This is a genomic window from Streptomyces sp. NPDC003943 (assembly GCF_053605265.1).
This window is the reverse complement of the sequence record NZ_JBSGIW010000024.1, coordinates 65,384-81,366: the sequence shown is the minus strand read 5'-3', so window position 1 is coordinate 81,366 and position 15,983 is coordinate 65,384. Positions and strand designations below refer to the sequence as shown.

The 15,983-nt window shown below is 73.6% G+C and carries 13 protein-coding genes and 1 pseudogene; 8 read left to right on the top strand and 6 right to left on the bottom strand.

The features are described 5' to 3' along the window. The first annotated feature begins 458 nt into the window (after positions 1 to 458). Positions 459 to 932 (top strand): ester cyclase, encoded by a 474-nt coding sequence (locus ACWEV0_RS13330; RefSeq protein WP_453149187.1) that lies wholly within the window; start codon positions 459 to 461, stop codon positions 930 to 932. 278 nt (positions 933 to 1,210) lie between these two features. Here ACWEV0_RS13330 and ACWEV0_RS13325 read toward each other — a convergent pair whose 3' ends face one another. Both ACWEV0_RS13325 and ACWEV0_RS13320 read right to left on the bottom strand, forming a co-directional pair. Next, a complete protein-coding gene (locus ACWEV0_RS13325) occupies positions 1,211 to 3,625 on the bottom strand; it encodes a Tex family protein (protein ID WP_453149185.1) in 2,415 nt (804 codons plus the stop codon). Positions 3,626 to 3,720: 95 nt separating this feature from the next. Further along, entirely contained in the window at positions 3,721 to 4,590 is an 870-nt protein-coding gene (locus ACWEV0_RS13320) for an SCO6745 family protein (RefSeq protein ID WP_453149183.1), read from the bottom strand. Between the two features lie 162 nt (positions 4,591 to 4,752). Between ACWEV0_RS13320 and ACWEV0_RS13315 the strand changes: the two genes are divergently transcribed. After that, positions 4,753 to 5,754: a GlxA family transcriptional regulator gene (locus ACWEV0_RS13315; RefSeq protein ID WP_453149181.1), complete on the top strand. Its 1,002-nt coding sequence runs from the start codon at positions 4,753 to 4,755 to the stop codon at positions 5,752 to 5,754. A 70-nt stretch (positions 5,755 to 5,824) separates the two neighbouring features. Then, positions 5,825 to 6,469: a DJ-1/PfpI family protein gene (locus tag ACWEV0_RS13310; RefSeq protein WP_453149180.1), complete on the top strand. Its 645-nt coding sequence runs from the start codon at positions 5,825 to 5,827 to the stop codon at positions 6,467 to 6,469. Positions 6,470 to 6,479: 10 nt separating this feature from the next. On the opposite strand, the gene ACWEV0_RS13305 is transcribed toward ACWEV0_RS13310, so the two are convergent. After that, complete coding sequence (locus ACWEV0_RS13305) at positions 6,480 to 7,223, bottom strand: enoyl-CoA hydratase/isomerase family protein (RefSeq protein WP_453149178.1); 744 nt, start codon at positions 7,221 to 7,223, stop codon at positions 6,480 to 6,482. Between the two features lie 268 nt (positions 7,224 to 7,491). On the opposite strand from ACWEV0_RS13305, the pseudogene ACWEV0_RS13300 reads away from it, so the two are divergent. Then, a pseudogene (locus tag ACWEV0_RS13300) lies at positions 7,492 to 7,938 on the top strand (ATP-binding protein); the annotation flags it as partial. Positions 7,939 to 8,005: 67 nt separating this feature from the next. Here ACWEV0_RS13300 and idi read toward each other — a convergent pair. The 3 genes from idi to ACWEV0_RS13285 form a co-directional block, all read right to left on the bottom strand. Continuing rightward, positions 8,006 to 8,614: an isopentenyl-diphosphate Delta-isomerase gene (idi, locus tag ACWEV0_RS13295; protein WP_453149176.1), complete on the bottom strand. Its 609-nt coding sequence runs from the start codon at positions 8,612 to 8,614 to the stop codon at positions 8,006 to 8,008. 142 nt (positions 8,615 to 8,756) lie between these two features. After that, positions 8,757 to 10,028: a GNAT family N-acetyltransferase gene (locus ACWEV0_RS13290; protein WP_453149174.1), complete on the bottom strand. Its 1,272-nt coding sequence runs from the start codon at positions 10,026 to 10,028 to the stop codon at positions 8,757 to 8,759. 203 nt (positions 10,029 to 10,231) lie between these two features. Continuing rightward, positions 10,232 to 11,173, bottom strand: a complete 942-nt coding sequence (locus ACWEV0_RS13285; protein WP_453149172.1) for a cation diffusion facilitator family transporter — start codon at positions 11,171 to 11,173, stop codon at positions 10,232 to 10,234. A gap of 395 nt (positions 11,174 to 11,568) precedes the next feature. On the opposite strand from ACWEV0_RS13285, the gene ACWEV0_RS13280 reads away from it, so the two are divergent. From ACWEV0_RS13280 to ACWEV0_RS13265, 4 genes are read left to right on the top strand one after another with little or no spacing between them, the layout of a single operon-like run. Continuing rightward, the gene (locus ACWEV0_RS13280; RefSeq protein WP_453149195.1) at positions 11,569 to 13,416 is read left to right on the top strand and encodes a DUF5941 domain-containing protein; all 1,848 of its coding nucleotides are present in this window, start codon (positions 11,569 to 11,571) and stop codon (positions 13,414 to 13,416) included. Further along, positions 13,413 to 14,162, top strand: coding sequence for a phosphocholine cytidylyltransferase family protein (locus tag ACWEV0_RS13275; RefSeq protein ID WP_453149170.1), 750 nt, complete (start codon positions 13,413 to 13,415; stop codon positions 14,160 to 14,162). The genes ACWEV0_RS13280 and ACWEV0_RS13275 overlap by 4 nt, the downstream gene beginning before the upstream one ends. Then, positions 14,150 to 15,211, top strand: coding sequence for an iron-containing alcohol dehydrogenase family protein (locus ACWEV0_RS13270; RefSeq protein WP_453149168.1), 1,062 nt, complete (start codon positions 14,150 to 14,152; stop codon positions 15,209 to 15,211). The genes ACWEV0_RS13275 and ACWEV0_RS13270 overlap by 13 nt, the downstream gene beginning before the upstream one ends. Next, entirely contained in the window at positions 15,189 to 15,968 is a 780-nt protein-coding gene (locus ACWEV0_RS13265) for a CDP-alcohol phosphatidyltransferase family protein (protein WP_453149166.1), read from the top strand. The genes ACWEV0_RS13270 and ACWEV0_RS13265 overlap by 23 nt, the downstream gene beginning before the upstream one ends. Positions 15,969 to 15,983: the final 15 nt, after the last annotated feature.

Genomic DNA, 15,983 nt, shown 5'->3' with positions numbered 1-15,983 from the left:
ACCCCTCCCTGTGGGGGGCTCCCGGGCGGGCGGGGGGGCCGCGCTTGGGCCCGTCGGGGTGGGTTGTTGTTGCGGTACGCCCCGCGCCCCGCCTCCTGCAGGGGGCGGGCCGCGACGTGCCGGCGCCGCCGGGGTGAGGCTCAGCGGTGTCCCACACCGTCCGTCGCCTACGCCCGCCGCGCCCGACGGCACGGCCGCCGAGCGGCGGGCTGCGCCCTGCCGTGGGCCTGCGCCCGCTGTGGCGCGCGGGTCGGTGGGACGGGCCCGGGGTGACGCCAAGTCGTCTGCGGCGGGTCGGGGCCGTTGCTCTGCGGGCCGCCCCCTGCCGGTACGGGGGACTCGGCACCGCTGCGGCGCCGAGTCGCCACCCGGTGCCGTTGCGAGCCCGCGCCGACGGGGCCGCTCCTACGATGGAAGGGGCGGGGGCCAAGCTCTCCGACGCTCCGACGGGACGAGTCATGGACCGCGACGCGATGATCCGGCTGTTCGAGACCCACAGGGCCGCCGAGGCCGCCCGGGACTACGACGCCATCCTCGCCACCTTCGTGGCGGACTGCTACCTCGAAACCGTGCCGCTCGGCCTGCGCAGCGAGGGCCGCGCGGCCGCCAGGGCCGCCTACCAGGGCTTCTTCACGGCGTTCCCGGACCTGGTCCCCGACGACGCCGGGCGCGTCGTCGGCGACGACACGATCGTCGTCTGGGGCACCCTGCGCGGCACGAGCGGCGGCGACTGGCTCGGCGTCCCGCCGACCGGCCGGTCCTTCGTCGTGCCCTTCGCGAACCTCGTCCCCTTCAGCGACGACCTGATGGCCGGCGAGACGATCTACTTCGACCTGGCCACGCTCTGCGAACAGGCCGGACTCGACCTCGCCGCCGTCCGCACCGCGGCGAAGGCGAGGGCGGCGACGCTCGCGGGGCAGACGGGCACGTAGCGCCACGCGGGCGGCTGCCCCCTGTCCCCGCCCGGCGGGCGTGGTGCGGCGCGGGCCCCGAGCCCGTACCCCTGGCGCGTCCGGTGCGGCCGCCCGGCGGCAGCGCGCGGGGGCTGCGGGCTCGGTGATGCCGGCCCCTGGGACCGGGGGTCGGCCGGGGCCCGGGCCGGGGGCGGCCGGACTGCGGCTCACCGCGCTTCGCGCGAGTTCCGCCGCTTCACGTCCGGGTCACCCCGACCCCGCTCCGCCCCCGAACCCTCCCGCCGGGGGCCGGCGCGTCAGCGCCTCCCGCGGCGGCCGTCGCGGGAGCCGCCCTCGTTGAGCAGGCCCGCCTTGCGCAGGGCGTCGGCCATCGCGCTGTTGGCCGGGGCCGGGGCCTGGGCCCGGTCGCGGTTGCCGCCTCCGCCGCCCTCACCGCCCCGGCCACCGCCACCGCCGCGCCGCTGCTGCGGCGGGCGGCCACCGCGGTCGCCCCGGTCGCCACGCTCGCGCTTCGGCGCGCCCGGCTCCGTGGCGGCGGCGGCCTCGTCGTCGAGGCGCAGCGTCAGGGAGATGCGCTTGCGCGGGATGTCGACGTCCAGGACCTTCACCTTGACCACGTCGCCGGGCTTCACCACGTCGCGCGGGTCCTTGACGAAGTTCTTGGACATGGCGGAGACGTGCACCAGGCCGTCCTGGTGGACGCCGATGTCGACGAAGGCGCCGAACGCGGCGACGTTGGTGACGACGCCCTCCAGGACCATGCCCGCCACCAGGTCGCCGATCTTCTCGACGCCCTCCTTGAACGTGGCCGTCTTGAACGCGGGGCGCGGGTCTCGGCCCGGCTTCTCCAGTTCCCTGAGGATGTCGCCGACCGTCGGCAGGCCGAACTTGTCGTCGACGTAGTCGTCCGGGCGCAGCGAGCGCAGCACGGCCGTGTTGCCGATGAGCGCGCCGACCTCGCCGCCCGCCGTCTTCACCATGCGGCGCACGACGGGGTAGGCCTCCGGGTGCACGGCCGACGCGTCCAGCGGGTCGTCGCCGCCGCGGATGCGCAGGAAGCCGGCGCACTGCTCGTACGCCTTCGGGCCGAGCCGGGACACGTCCTTCAGGGCGCGCCGGGACCGGAAGGGGCCGTTGGCGTCGCGGTGGGCCACGATGTTCTCGGCGAGGCCGGCGCCGATGCCGGAGACACGCGAAAGGAGCGGCGCGGAGGCGGTGTTGACGTCGACGCCGACGCCGTTCACGCAGTCCTCGACGACCGCGTCGAGGGAGCGGGAGAGCTTCACCTCGGACAGGTCGTGCTGGTACTGGCCGACGCCGATCGACTTCGGGTCGATCTTCACCAGCTCGGCCAGCGGGTCCTGGAGGCGCCGGGCGATGGACACGGCGCCGCGCAACGAGACGTCCAGGCCGGGGAGTTCCTGCGAGGCGAAGGCGGAGGCCGAGTAGACCGAGGCGCCGGCCTCCGAGACCATCACCTTGGTCAGGTTCAACTCCGGGTGCTTCGCGATGAGTTCACCGGCGAGCTTGTCGGTCTCGCGGGACGCCGTGCCGTTGCCGATGGCGACCAGTTCGACCGCGTGCTCCTTGGCGAGCCGGGCCAGCTTGGCGAGCGACTCGTCCCACTTGTTGGCGGGGACGTGCGGGTAGATCGTGTCGGTGGCGACGACCTTGCCGGTCGCGTCGACGACGGCCACCTTCACACCCGTACGGAAACCGGGGTCGAGCCCGAGCGTGGCGCGCGTGCCGGCGGGCGCGGCGAGCAGCAGGTCGCGCAGGTTCGCCGCGAAGACCCGTACCGCCTCGTCCTCGGCGGCCGTGCGCAGCCGCAGCCGCAGGTCGATGCCGAGGTGGACCAGGATCCGGGTGCGCCAGGCCCAGCGGACGGTGTCCTGGAGCCACTTGTCGCCCGGGCGGCCGCGGTCGGCCACGCCGAACCGGGCGGCGACGATCGGCTCGTACGAGGAGACGGGGGAGTCCGTCGGCTCCTCGGGCTCCAGGTCCAGGGTGAGGACGTCCTCCTTCTCGCCGCGCAGCATCGCGAGGATGCGGTGAGAGGGCAGCGCGGTGAACGGCTCGGCGAAGTCGAAGTAGTCGGCGAACTTCGCGCCCGCCTCCTCCTTGCCCTCCCGCACCTTCGCGACCAGCCGGCCCCGGCCCCACATCCGCTCGCGCAGTTCGCCGATCAGGTCGGCGTCCTCCGAGAACCTCTCGGTGAGGATGGCCCGCGCGCCCTCGAGGGCGGCCGCCGCGTCCGCGACGCCCTTGTCGGCGTCCACGAACGCGGCCGCGGCGGCCTGCGGCTCCACCGACGGGTCGGCGAGCAGCCCCTCGGCCAGCGGCTCCAGACCGGCCTCGCGGGCGATCTGCGCCTTCGTCCGCCGCTTCGGCTTGAACGGCAGATAGATGTCCTCAAGACGCGCCTTGGTGTCGGCGGCCAGGATCTGCGCCTCCAGCTCGGGCGTCAGCTTGCCCTGTTCCCGTACGGAGTCGAGGACGGCGGTCCGCCGGTCCTCCAGCTCGCGCAGATACCGCAGCCGCTCCTCCAGGGTGCGCAGCTGCGCGTCGTCGAGCATCTCGGTCGCTTCCTTGCGGTAGCGCGCGATGAACGGCACGGTCGAACCGCCGTCCAGCAGTTCGACGGCCGCCTTCACCTGTCGCTCGCGTACGCCGAGCTCCTCGGCGATCCTTGCCTCGATGGACGTCGTCACGATGTCCCGACCCGCCTTCTCGTGCCTCAAGCTTGCGGATGCATTCTGCCGGGTCGGTCACCCGTACGCGGCAACCGACCCGCCCTGCCTCCCGGCTACGCCTTGCCGCTGAGGTCGGCCGGGAAGGCGCCCGCGCCGACCGCCGCCGTCAGGAAGCCCTTGACGAGCTCGGTGAGCCGGGCCGTGCCGTCGGCTCCCAGGTGCTCGTACGGGGCGGAGTCCAGGCGGTCCGTCTCGTCCTCCAGGTGCTCGCGCAGCGCCACGCCCGCCTCGGTGAGCTCGCCGTCGGCGTCGAGCAGCCCGCGCTCGCGCAGCCGCTCCACGGCGGCGTCCCAGTCGGCGCGTCCCCAGCCGCGGGTGCCGAGGACCCAGCGCGGGCTCATGCCCTTGCCGGTGGCGGTGTGGCTCACCAGCGCCTCCACCGGGCCGAGCCCGGCACTGAGCAGGGCCACCAGGTGGCCGTCGCCGCGGTGCTCGCGCAGCAGGGTGGTGGCGTGCCACAGGCGCAGGTGCGGGGTGTCCTCGTCCGGCACCGGCAGATCGGCGTTGCCGGCGTACAGCGGGCGCGCGTGCCGGGTGCACGCCTCGGCCGCGCGCAGGGCGAGCGTGGCGGCCTCCGCCATCCCGGGCGAGGTGACCGCCTCGTCGCCGAGCAGCCGGCGGAGGGTGGCGTCGACGGTCCGCAGCCGGGCGTCGAGCACGGCGGCGGGGGAGGCGGTCTCCCAGACGGCGGGCAGGTGCCGGGCGAGCAGCTCGTGGTTGTAGTTGTAGAAGGTCGCCGCCACCGTGCCGGCGCCGACCGCGCCGAGCGGTGCGCTGCGCGCGGCGAGGCGCATCGCGCTCGGGTCCGTGAAGCCGAGCTTCCCGAACTCGGTGTCCAGGTCGGGCGAGAAGAACAGGGTCGCGTGCAGCAGGTTGACCTGGCGGGCGACGTGGCGGACGGCGTGCGGCGGCAGATTCGTCATGGTGCCGCACCTTACCTACCGGTCGGTACGGCGGGAACGGCCGGGGCGGGCCGTCCTGGAAACGCGGCGGAACGTGGCGGGAGAACGGGGCCGGAGAACGTGGCAGGAAAGGTGGGGTCTTCGTCATTGCGGACACCCTCGGGCCCCGCGAAGGATGGAACCATGACGCAGCGACCCGTCCGGTCCGTCCTCGTCGTCCTCTTCGAGGGCGTGCAGAGCCTCGACGTCACCGGCCCCCTGGAGGTGTTCACCGGCGGCGCCCGAGCCGCCGGCCGGCCCGACGCGTACGGGATCCGCACGGCCTCCCTGGACGGCGGCCCCGTCCGCACGCACAGCGGCCTGCGGATCCTGCCGGACACCTCGCTCGCCGAGGCCGTCGCCGACGGCCCGCCGCACACCCTGCTCGTACCCGGCGGCGAGGGCACCCGGACGCCCGATCCGGCGCTCGTCGACTGGCTGCGGGCGCACGCGCCGGCCCCGGAGCGGCTCGTCTCCGTCTGCACGGGCGCGCTGCTGCTCGCCGAGGCCGGGCTGCTCGACGGGCACCGGGTCACCACGCACTGGATCGCCTGCGAGCAGCTGGCCCGCCGCCATCCCGAGGTCACGGTCGATCCGGAACCCATCTTCGTCCGCGACGGCCGGCTCGCCACCTCCGCCGGCGTCACCGCCGGCATCGACCTCGCGCTCGCCCTCGTCGAGGAGGACCTGGGCCGCGACGTCGCCCTCACCGTCGCCCGCCACCTCGTCGTCTTCCTGCGCCGCCCGGGCAACCAGGCCCAGTTCAGCACCCAGCTGGCTGCCCAGACCGCCCGCCGCGAACCGCTCCGGGACGTCCAGCAGTGGATCGCCGAGCACCCCGAGGACGACCTGTCCGTACCCGCTCTCGCCGCCCGCGCCCGGCTCTCGCCCCGCCATTTCGCCCGCGCCTTCCACGCGGAGACCGGCACGACACCGGGCCGCTACGTCGACCGCGTCCGCCTGGAACACGCCCGGCGGCTCCTGGAGGAGTCCCCGCAGGGCGTCCAGGAGGTCGCCCGCGCCGCCGGGTACGGCACGCCGGAGGCGATGCGCCGCGCCTTCGTGAAGGCGCTGGGCACCGCGCCGGCGGACTACCGCCGCCGCTTCCACACCCCTGAACCGAGCGCCCTGAACCGAGGCCCCTGAACCGAACGCCCTGAATCGACGCCCCTGAACCGAACAGCCTGAACCGATCTCCCACGACGAAAGGACCGGCATGCAGATCGCCGTTCTCCTCTACGACGGCTTCACCACCCTCGACGCCGTCGGCCCCTACGAGCTCCTCGCCCGCCTCCCCGGCGCCGAGACCGTCTTCGTCGCGAAGGAGGCCCGCCCCGTCCGCAACGACCAGGGCAGCCTGGCCCTCCTCGCCGACAAGGCCCTCACGGACGTGCCGCGTCCCGACATCGTGCTGGTGCCGGGCGGCCCCGACGCCCGGACGGCCAAGGACGACCCGGAGATCCGGGACTGGCTCCGCACCGCCGACGCGACCAGCACCTGGACCACGTCCGTGTGCACCGGCTCGCTGCTGCTCGGCGCCGCCGGGCTGCTCACCGGCCGGCGGGCCACCACCCACTGGCTCGCGTACGAGGAGCTGCGGGCGCTCGGCGCCGAACCCACCGGCGAGCGGGTCGTGTTCGACGGCAAGCACGTGACCGCCGCCGGGGTGTCCTCCGGCATCGACATGGCACTGCACCTGCTGGGCCGGATCGCGGGTGACGCGACCGCGCAGACCATCCAGCTGCTCACCGAGTACGACCCGCAGCCCCCGTACGACGCGGGCTCGCCGGAGAAGGCCCCGGCCGAGATCGTCGCCCACTGGCGCGGCCGGTCCACCGCCGAGGCCGCCCGGGAGGCGTGACGCGGAGGGCTCAGCGCCCGTAAGTGAAGCGGGGCGGCCGGCGTTCCAGGAAGGCCGCGACGCCCTCGGCGGTGTCGTCGCTGCCGTGGGCCTGCTGCGTCCAGTGGGCGTCCCGGTCGGTGCGCCCGTTCGCGAACTCCTTCGCGGCGGCCTGGGTGAGCAGCGAGCGGGAGACGAGGACGCGGGTGAACTCGGCGACGCGCTTGTCGAGTTCGCCCGCCGGGAGCACCTCGTCGACGAGGCCGGTGCGCAGGGCCCGCTCGTGGTCGATCAACTCGCCGCTGAAGAGCAGGTACTTGGCGGCCGAGGGGCCGACCAGGGCGGCGAGCCGCCGGGTGGAGGAGGACGGGTAGACGATCCCGAGCTTGGCCGGGGTCACCCCGAAGCGGGCGCCTTCCTCGGCGAAGCGCAGGTCGCAGGCGGCGGCGAGCTGGCTGCCGCCGCCGACGCAGTAGCCGCGCACGGCCGCGAGGGTCGGCTTCGGGAAGGCGGCGAGCGCCTCCTCGGCCCGTACCGCGAGCGACTGCTGCTCGTCGCCCGGCTCGCGCAGGGTGGAGATGTCGGCCCCCGCGCAGAAGGTCTCGCCCGCGCCCGTCAGCACCAGCGCCCGCACGGCCGGGTCGGCGGCGAGCGGGGCCAGCAGCCCGGGCAGGGAACGCCACATGCCGGCGGTCATGGCGTTGCGCTTGGCGGGGTTGGCGATGACGACGGTGGCGACCTCGTCGACGACGCTGACGGTCAGCTGCGGCTCCATGCGCCGGATGCTATCCGGGCACCCGCTCCGTACGATCAGGAAGGGGGCGTCGGGGGCCGCCGTACCGTCCGTATGGTCAGACCGACGCCACACCCTCCGAAAACGTCAGCGGAGGATCAGGAACAGTCGAACATCTGACGTTGGCATACTCACCCGATCAGAAGTCGGTCGATACGTGTCGACTTCTGGTCAGTAGCCGGAGGGGCCCCGGCGGATTCCCAAGACTCGACCCGTGGCGACAATCGAGCACGAGGGTGGGAGCCGGATGATGGGAAGCCGCGGGGGCGTCCCCGCCCGGCCACCGTCCTACGAAGGGGTCTGGCGCTTCACCGCTCCCGCGGTCGACGTGTCCGTGCCGCAGGCCCGGCACGCCGTGCGCGACCTTCTCATCAGGCAGGCCGTCCCCGTCCACGACGACACCGTGCAGGGACTGCTTCTCATCGTCTCCGAACTGGTCACCAACGCGGTGAAGCACGCCGCGCTGCTCTCCCCGGAGATAGCGGTCGAGGTGGCCATCGGGGCGGAGTGGATCCGGGTGTCCGTCGAGGACAACCACCCCTACCGCCCCAAGGCCCTGGAGGCCGACTGGGGCCAGACCGGCGGCCGGGGCCTGCTCCTGGTGCGCGAGATCGCCCGGGAGTCAGGCGGCGCCTGCGACGTCGAGCACACCGCGGGCGGCGGCAAGATCATCTGGGCGGCGCTGCCCCTGAACCCGTTCGTCCCGGGGCAGCCGCCGACCGGACCGGTGGCCCCGGCCACCGGGGTCACCGAGGTCACTCAGGTCACCAGCCCCCGGACTGGCCCGTCAGTTCCTTGATCGCCGGGCGCGCCGCGTCGAGCACCGTCATGAACCAGGCGGAGAACGGCGCGGCGGCGTGGCGCTCGGCGAGCTCGGCCGCGGTAACGAAGGCGGTCTCCTCGACCTCCTCCGGGTCCGGCCGCGGGGCGCCCTGCACCACGCCGACGAAGAGGTGGTTGAACTCCTGCTCCACCAGGCCCGAGGCCGGGTCCGGGTGGTTGTAGCGGACCGTGCCGGCCTCCGCGAGCAGCGACGGCGAGACGCCCAGCTCCTCGAAGGTGCGCCGGGCGGCCGCCGCGAACGGCGCCTCGCCCGGGTAGGGGTGGCCGCAGCAGGTGTTGGACCAGACGCCGGGGGAGTGGTACTTGCCGAGCGCCCGGCGCTGCAGCAGCAGCCGGCCGGCCTCGTCGAAGAGGAAGACCGAGAAGGCCCGGTGCAGCTGCCCCGGTGCCTGGTGCGCGGCGAGCTTCTCCGCCGTACCGATCGTGACGCCGTCCTCGTCGACAAGTTCGAGCATGATCGGAGCCTCGGCCGTCTCCGGCCGGACACCGTTCGACGAGTGGTGAGCCACGGTGGCTGGTGTGGTCGGCATACCCATCCTTCGCTTCGGTCCTCTCCCTCACGGGCAAGCTCAGTCTGCCGTACAAAACCGGCTTGTCCGTACTTCGGCGGCCGGACATGGCCGGTCCCACCGCACCGGAGTACGCCCCGGCACGGTGGGACCGGCCGTCTCGTCAGACCCCGAAGGCCGCCGGATACGAGATCGTGCCCCCGCGGACGGCGCCGGAACCGTCCAGGTCGAGCGCCATCATCGCTTCGTCCGGAACGGCGAATGCTGGCTTGATCCCGTACGCGGACGCACGTACGAATCCGAACCGCGGGTAGTACTCCGGATGGCCGAGCACCAGGACAAGGCGTTCCCCGCGCAGCCGCGCCGCGTCCAGCACCGCCCGTACGACGGCCTGCCCGGCGCCCGAACGCTGGTGCGCCGGAGCCACCGCGACCGGTCCGAGCGCCGCCGCCGGGACACCGCCGACCCGGCACCGGGTGATCAGCGCGTACGCGGCGACCGTGCCGTCCGGTGCCTCCGCCACGTACGAGAGCCCCGGCAGCCAGGCGTCCCCGTCGGCGCGCAGGGCCTCGACGAGACCCGCCTCCTCCGGGGTCGCGAAGGCGGCCGCGTTGATCTCCCGTACGGCGGGGATGTCGCCGGCCGTCTCCTCGCGGGTGCGCCAGCGCGGGTCGGCCGGCCGCAGGACGAAGCCGGCGTAGCCGTAGTCGGCGCCGTGCGCCCGGCGCAGCGCGATCTCGGCGCGCGCCCCGGCCACCGCCTCGGCCATGCCGGGGACGCCGGTGTCCGCCGCGTCGGCGTGGCCGGCCAGCGGTCCGTAGTACTCGTCCCAGTCGCTCTCCGGCTGCGCGACCGTGCCGAGCACGTGATAGCCGGCCGCGACGGCCGCCGCCGCGTTCCCGGTGACGGTGCGCAGCGGGTAGTGCTCGTCCCAGAAGGCGCGGGCCTCGGGGCCGGGCGCGTCGGTGGTCCACACGCACTCGGTGAGCACCAGCGTCCCGCCCGGCGCGAGGAGCCGGCGCCACTCGGCGAGCGCCCGGTCGAAGCCGAGGACGAAGACCGAGCTCTCGGCCCAGACGAGGTCGAAGGAGCCGTCGGCCAGGGCGTCGAGCGAGCCCATGTCGGCACGGAGGGTACGGACCCGGCCCGCGAGCCCGCGGGCGGCGGCGGCCTCCCGCAGCTCGGCCAGGAACGGCTCGTGCGTGTCGACGGCCGTCACCTCGGCGCCCGCCTCGGCGGCGAGCAGCAGCGCGGAGCGGCCGGGGCCGCAGCCGAGGTCGAGGACGCGCGGCCGCGCCGGCAGCCGCCCGGCGAGGGCGAGCAGCCGGCGGGTGGTGGTGTCGGATCCGGGGCCCTGCCGCGGAAGACCGTGGTGCAGGGCGAAGAAGGCGTCGTGGAGCGCCTGGGCGTGGGTGTTGCGGGTGTTGTCGGACAACGTGGGAAACCCTTGTGTGAGGGGTCCCGGCCGACGTCGTGACGTACCGGTGAGAACCGGGATCAGGTCAGCCGGAGACCCGGAGGCTGAGGGACGACCGGGCGCCGCCGCTGCGGGCGGCCTTCGTCGCGACGGTCATCAACCTCAGCTCCCCTCACACTCACGTCTGTCCCGACGAGGCTAGCAGCCGGGCGACCGGTCCGTCAGAGGCAGAGCCTGGCCTCGTGCTCGGCGTGCCCCGCCGGCTCCAGCTGGAAGGTGCAGTGCTCCACGTCGAAGTGCGAGCCCAGGCAGCCCTGGAGGTCGTGCAGCATCTTCTCGTGGCCCACCGAGTCCAGCACGTCCTGCGTCACCACCACGTGCGCGGAGAGCACCGGCATGCCCGAGGTGATCGTCCAGGCGTGCAGGTCGTGCACGTCCTCGACGCCCGGCAGGGCGAGGATGTGCGCCCGGACCTCCGCCATGTCGACGCCCTTCGGGGCGGCCTCCAGGAGCACGTCGAGGGTCTCCCGCAGCAGCTTGATCGTGCGCGGCACGATCATCAGACCGATCAGGATCGAGGCGATCGGGTCCGCGTACTGCCAGCCGGTGAGCAGGATGATGCCGGCGGCGACGATCACCGTCACCGAGCCCAGCGCGTCGGCGAGCACCTCCAGATAGGCGCCGCGCACGTTCAGGCTCTCCTTCTGGCCGCGCATCAGCAGCGACAGGGAGACGATGTTGGCGACCAGGCCGATCACGGCGAAGGCGATGGTCAGGCCGCCCCGGGTCTCGGCCGGTTCGAGGAACCGCTGGATCGCCTCGTAGAGGACGTAACCGCCGACGCCGAGCAGCAGCAGACAGTTGGCGAGCGCGGCCAGGATCTCGGCCCGGGCGTAGCCGAAGGTACGGTTGCCGGCGGGCGGCCGGTTGGCGAAGTGGATGGCGAGCAGCGCCATCGCCAGGCCGACGGCGTCCGTCGCCATGTGCGCCGCGTCCGCGATGAGGGCGAGCGAGTCGGCGACGACTCCGCCGACGATCTCCACCACCATCACGGAGAGCGTGATGCCGAGTGCGATCCGCAGTCGGTTCCTGTGCGCCAGGGCCGCGGTGCCGGTCGGCGGCGGCCCGCCGTGACTGTGCCCGTGGTCGTGTCCAGCCCCCATGACAAGGCCTCCCGGTCGTGTCGTCTCCAGTGCTGCTTCTGTGCCCCGAGTCGCCAGTGAACTACGGGTGGGGGGTATGTGCAACACGGTACTGAACACCGTTGTCATATGCTCTGACCTGCGGATTTACCGACCGGGTCAAGGGGCGGCCGAGGAGCGTTTGTCGCCCGGGCGGCCGATCGCCCATGATGATCTCCGCGGGCCCGGACTCACCCGGACGGACGCGGGGCGGCCGTGCGGAGTCGGTACCGCGAAACCTCGGTGAACTCGCGCTTCCGTCATCCGATAGCCTCAGCCGACGTGCCGTCGCCCGGTGCCGGGCCGCATCCGAGCGCCCGGGGCCGTGCCGCGGGCACCCGCCGGCCCGTCCGCCAGCTCCAAGGAGTGAGTTCGTCCTGTCGACCGCCATCCTCACCGGTCCGCCGGTACCCGGATCGTCGCTCGACGCCGATCTGCGGTCCCTCGGCTTCCACGTCGAGACAGCCTCCGGTCCCCACGAGGCCGGGGAGCTGCTCGCCCGCGTACCCGCCGGACAGCGGGTCGCGCTGGTGGACCCGCGCTTCGTCGGCCACCCGCACGCGCTGCGGCTCGCGCTGACCGACCCGCGCTTCCCGGCCGCCGCCGCCCCCGGCGCGCTCACCGCGCAGCCGGAGGCCCGCCCGGCCCTGGTCCGCGCGCTGGCCGCCGCCGGGCAGCCCGCGCCGTACGAGACCGGCCGCCCCACCGCGTACGACGTCGTGGACAGCCTCCCCGACACCGTCGCCGACGCGCTCGACGCCGACGGCCTCGCCGTGCACCGGCCGCAGCTCGGCACGCTCGTGGCGACCGTGCCCGCCGACCCGGAGGCCCGTCACCAGGCCCGGGCCGCCGTCGAGGCCGTCGACGACGAGGCCGTACGGCTGCGGTCCGCCGTGAAGGCGCACGACGGCTTCTTCACCACCTTCTTCATCAGCCCGTACTCGCGCTACATCGCCCGCTGGTGCGCGCGCCGCGGCCTGACCCCCAACCAGGTCACCACCGCCTCGCTGCTCACCGCGCTGATCGCGGCCGGCTGCGCCGCCACCGGCGAGCGCGGCGGCTACGTCGCCGCCGGCGTGCTGCTGCTCGTCTCCTTCGTGCTCGACTGCACCGACGGGCAGCTCGCCCGCTACTCGCTGCAGTACTCGACGATGGGCGCCTGGCTCGACGCCACCTTCGACCGCGCCAAGGAGTACGCCTTCTACGCCGGTCTCGCGCTCGGCGCCGCACGCGACGGCGACGACGTGTGGGCGCTGGCGCTCGGCGCCATGGTCCTGATGACCTGCCGGCACGTCGTGGACTTCGCCTTCAACGAGTCGAACGCCACCGACGACACCGCCGGCCCCGCGAGCGCCGGCGCCACCGCCAAGACCGGCCTGGCGCTCTCCAGCCGGCTCGACAGCGTCGGCTGGACCGTCTGGGCCCGGCGCATGATCATCCTGCCGATCGGCGAGCGCTGGGCGATGATCGCCGTCCTCACCGCCGCCACCAGCCCCCGGATCGTCTTCTGGGCGCTGATCGTCGGCTGTGCCTTCGGCGCCTGCTACACCACCGCCGGCCGCGTGCTGCGCTCGGTCACCCGCCGGACCCCCCGCAGCGACCGCGCCGCCCGGGCGCTCGCCGACCTCACGGACTCCGGCCCGCTCGCCGAGCTCCAGGCCCGCCTGCTGCGCGGCCGGGCCGGCGTCGTCAGCCCGGTCTTCGTCGCCGCGCTCGGATCCGCCGTGATGGTGGCCGGCGCGCTGTACCTGCCGTTCGGCGACGCCCGCCTGGCCGCCGTCGCCGTGATCTACGTCATGGCCGCCGGGCTGGCCGCCGCCCGCCCGCTCAAGGGAGCCCTGGACTGGCTGGTCCCGCCGTTCTTCCGGGCCGCCGAGTACGGCACGGTGCTCGCGCTCGCCGCCAAGGCCGGCGCCGCCCACGCGCTCCCGGCCGCATTCGGGCTGGTCGCGGCGGTCGCCTACCATCACTACGACACGGTGTACCGCATCCGCGGCAACGCCGGCGCGCCGCCCGCCTGGCTGGTGCGCACCATCGGCGGTCACGAGGGACGCACCCTCCTGGTGGCCGTCCTCGCCGCCCTCCTCGCGAACCGCGGCGACGACTTCACCCTGGCACTCGCCGCGCTCGCGGCCGCCGTGGGCCTCGTGGTGCTCGTGGAGTCCATCCGCTTCTGGGTCTCCTCCGGAGCACCCGCCGTACATGACGAAGGAGAGACAGCATGATTGGCCTCGTACTGGCAGCCGGTGCCGGACGGCGTCTGCGCCCCTACACCGACACCCTTCCGAAGGCCCTCGTGCCCGTGGACCGCGAGGGCGACGGTTCGCTGACCGTCCTCGACCTCACGCTGAAGAACTTCGCCGAGGTCGGCCTCACCGAGGTCGCGATCGTCGTCGGCTACCGCAAGGAGGCCGTGTACGCGCGCAAGGAGGCCCTGGAGGCGAAGTACGGCCTGTCGCTGACCCTCATCGACAACGACAAGGCCGAGGAGTGGAACAACGCCTACTCCCTGTGGTGCGCGCGTGAGGTCCTCAAGCGCGGTGTGATCCTCGCCAACGGCGACACGGTCCACCCGGTCTCCGTCGAGAAGACCCTGCTCGCCGCCCGCGGCCAGGGCCAGAAGATCATCCTCGCCCTCGACACGGTGAAGAACCTCGCCGACGAGGAGATGAAGGTCGTCGTCGACGCCGAGAAGGGCGTCCAGAAGATCACCAAGCTGATGGACCCGGCCGAGGCGACCGGCGAGTACATCGGTGTCACGCTCATCGAGGCCGAGGCCGCCGAGGAACTCGCCGACGCCCTGAAGACCACCTTCGAGCGCGACCCCGACCTGTACTACGAGGACGGCTACCAGGAGCTCGTCAACCGCGGCTTCACCGTCGACGTGGCGCCCATCGGCGAGGTGAATTGGGTCGAGATCGACAACCACGACGACCTGGCGAAGGGCCGTGACATCGCGTGCCAGTACTGACCCGGCTCATTCCGTCGCCGGTCGTCGTCGACATCCGCGGGGGAGCGCTGGACGACCTGTCCGCGCTCCTCGCGGACCAGCGGATCTCCAGCAACGGCCGGATCGCCGTCGCCATCAGCGGCGGCTCCGGCCTGAAGCTGCGTGACCGCTTCGCCCCCGAGCTGCCGGACGCCGACTGGTACCCGGTCGCCGGCGGCACCATCGACGAGGCCGTGAAGCTCGCCGACGCCATGCGCGGCAAGCGGTACGACGCGGTCGTGGCGCTCGGCGGCGGCAAGATCATCGACGTGACCAAGTACGCGGCGGCCCGTGTCGGCCTGCCGCTGGTGGCCATCGCCACCAACCTGTCGCACGACGGGATCTGCTCGCCGATCTCCACCCTGGACAACGACAACGGGCGCGGCTCCTACGGCGTGCCGACCCCGATCGCGCTGGTCATCGACCTCGACGTGATCCGGGACGCGCCGATCCGCTACATCCGCTCCGGCATCGGCGACGCCATCTCCAACCTCTCCGCCATCGCCGACTGGGAGCTGTCCCACCGCGAGACCGGCGAGAAGGTCGACGGGCTGGCCGCCGCCATGGCCCGCAGCGCCGGCGAGGCGGTGCTCCGGCACCCCGGCGGCGTCGGCGAGGACGACTTCCTGGTCACCCTCTCCGAGGGCCTGGTGATGTCCGGCATCGCCATGTCGATCAGTGGTGACAGCCGCCCCTCCTCGGGCGCCTGCCACGAGATCAGCCACGCCTTCGACCTGCTCTTCCCGACCCGCGCCGCCAGCCACGGCGAGCAGTGCGGCCTCGGCGCCGCCTTCGCCATGCACCTGCGCGGGGCCCGCGAGGAGTCCGCGCAGATGGTCGCCACGCTGCGCCGGCACGGGCTGCCCGTGCTCCCGGAGGAGATGGGCTTCACCGTGGCCGAGTTCGTACAGGCCGTGGAGTTCGCCCCGCAGACCCGGCCCGGCCGCTACACCATCCTCGAGCACCTCGACCTGTCCACCGACGAGATCAGGGACGCATACGCCGACTATGCAAAAGCCATCGGTAGCTGAGCTCCGCCCGGTCGTGCACCCTCCGGGTGTCAAGGACCGGCGGAGCGGCGAACACTGGGGCGGCCGCCTCTACATGCGGGAGATCTCGCTGCGGATCACCCGCCAGCTGGCGAACACCCGCGTCACGCCGAACCAGCTGACGTACCTGATGACCCTGGCCGGCGTGCTCGCCGCGCCCGCCCTGCTCGTCCCGGGCATCCCCGGGGCGGTGCTCGGCGTCCTCGCGGTCCAGATGTACCTGCTGCTCGACTGCGTCGACGGCGAGCTGGCCCGCTGGAAGAAGCAGTACTCGCTGGCCGGCGTCTACCTGGACCGGGTCGGCGCCTACCTGTGCGACGCGGCCGTCCTCGTCGGCCTCGGCCTGCGCGCCGCGGACCTGTGGGGCGGCGGCCGGATCGACTGGCTGTGGGCCTTCCTCGGCACCCTCGCCGCGCTCGGCGCCATTCTGATCAAGGCCGAGACCGACCTCGTCGGCGTCGCCCGCCACCAGGCCGGGATGGAGCCGGTCAAGGAGTCGGCCGCCGAGCCGCGCTCCTCCGGTGTGGCGCTCGCCCGCAAGGCCGCCGCCGCGCTCAAGTTCCACCGGCTCATCCTGGGCATCGAGGCGTCGCTGCTGATCCTGCTCCTCGCGGTCCTCGACCAGAGGCACGGCGACCTGTTCTTCACCCGGCTCGGCGTCGCCGTACTCGCCGGCATCGCCATGCTGCAGACCCTGCTGCACCTGGTGTCGGTCCTCGCCTCCAGCAGGCTCAAGTGAGGGCCGCCACCGTGA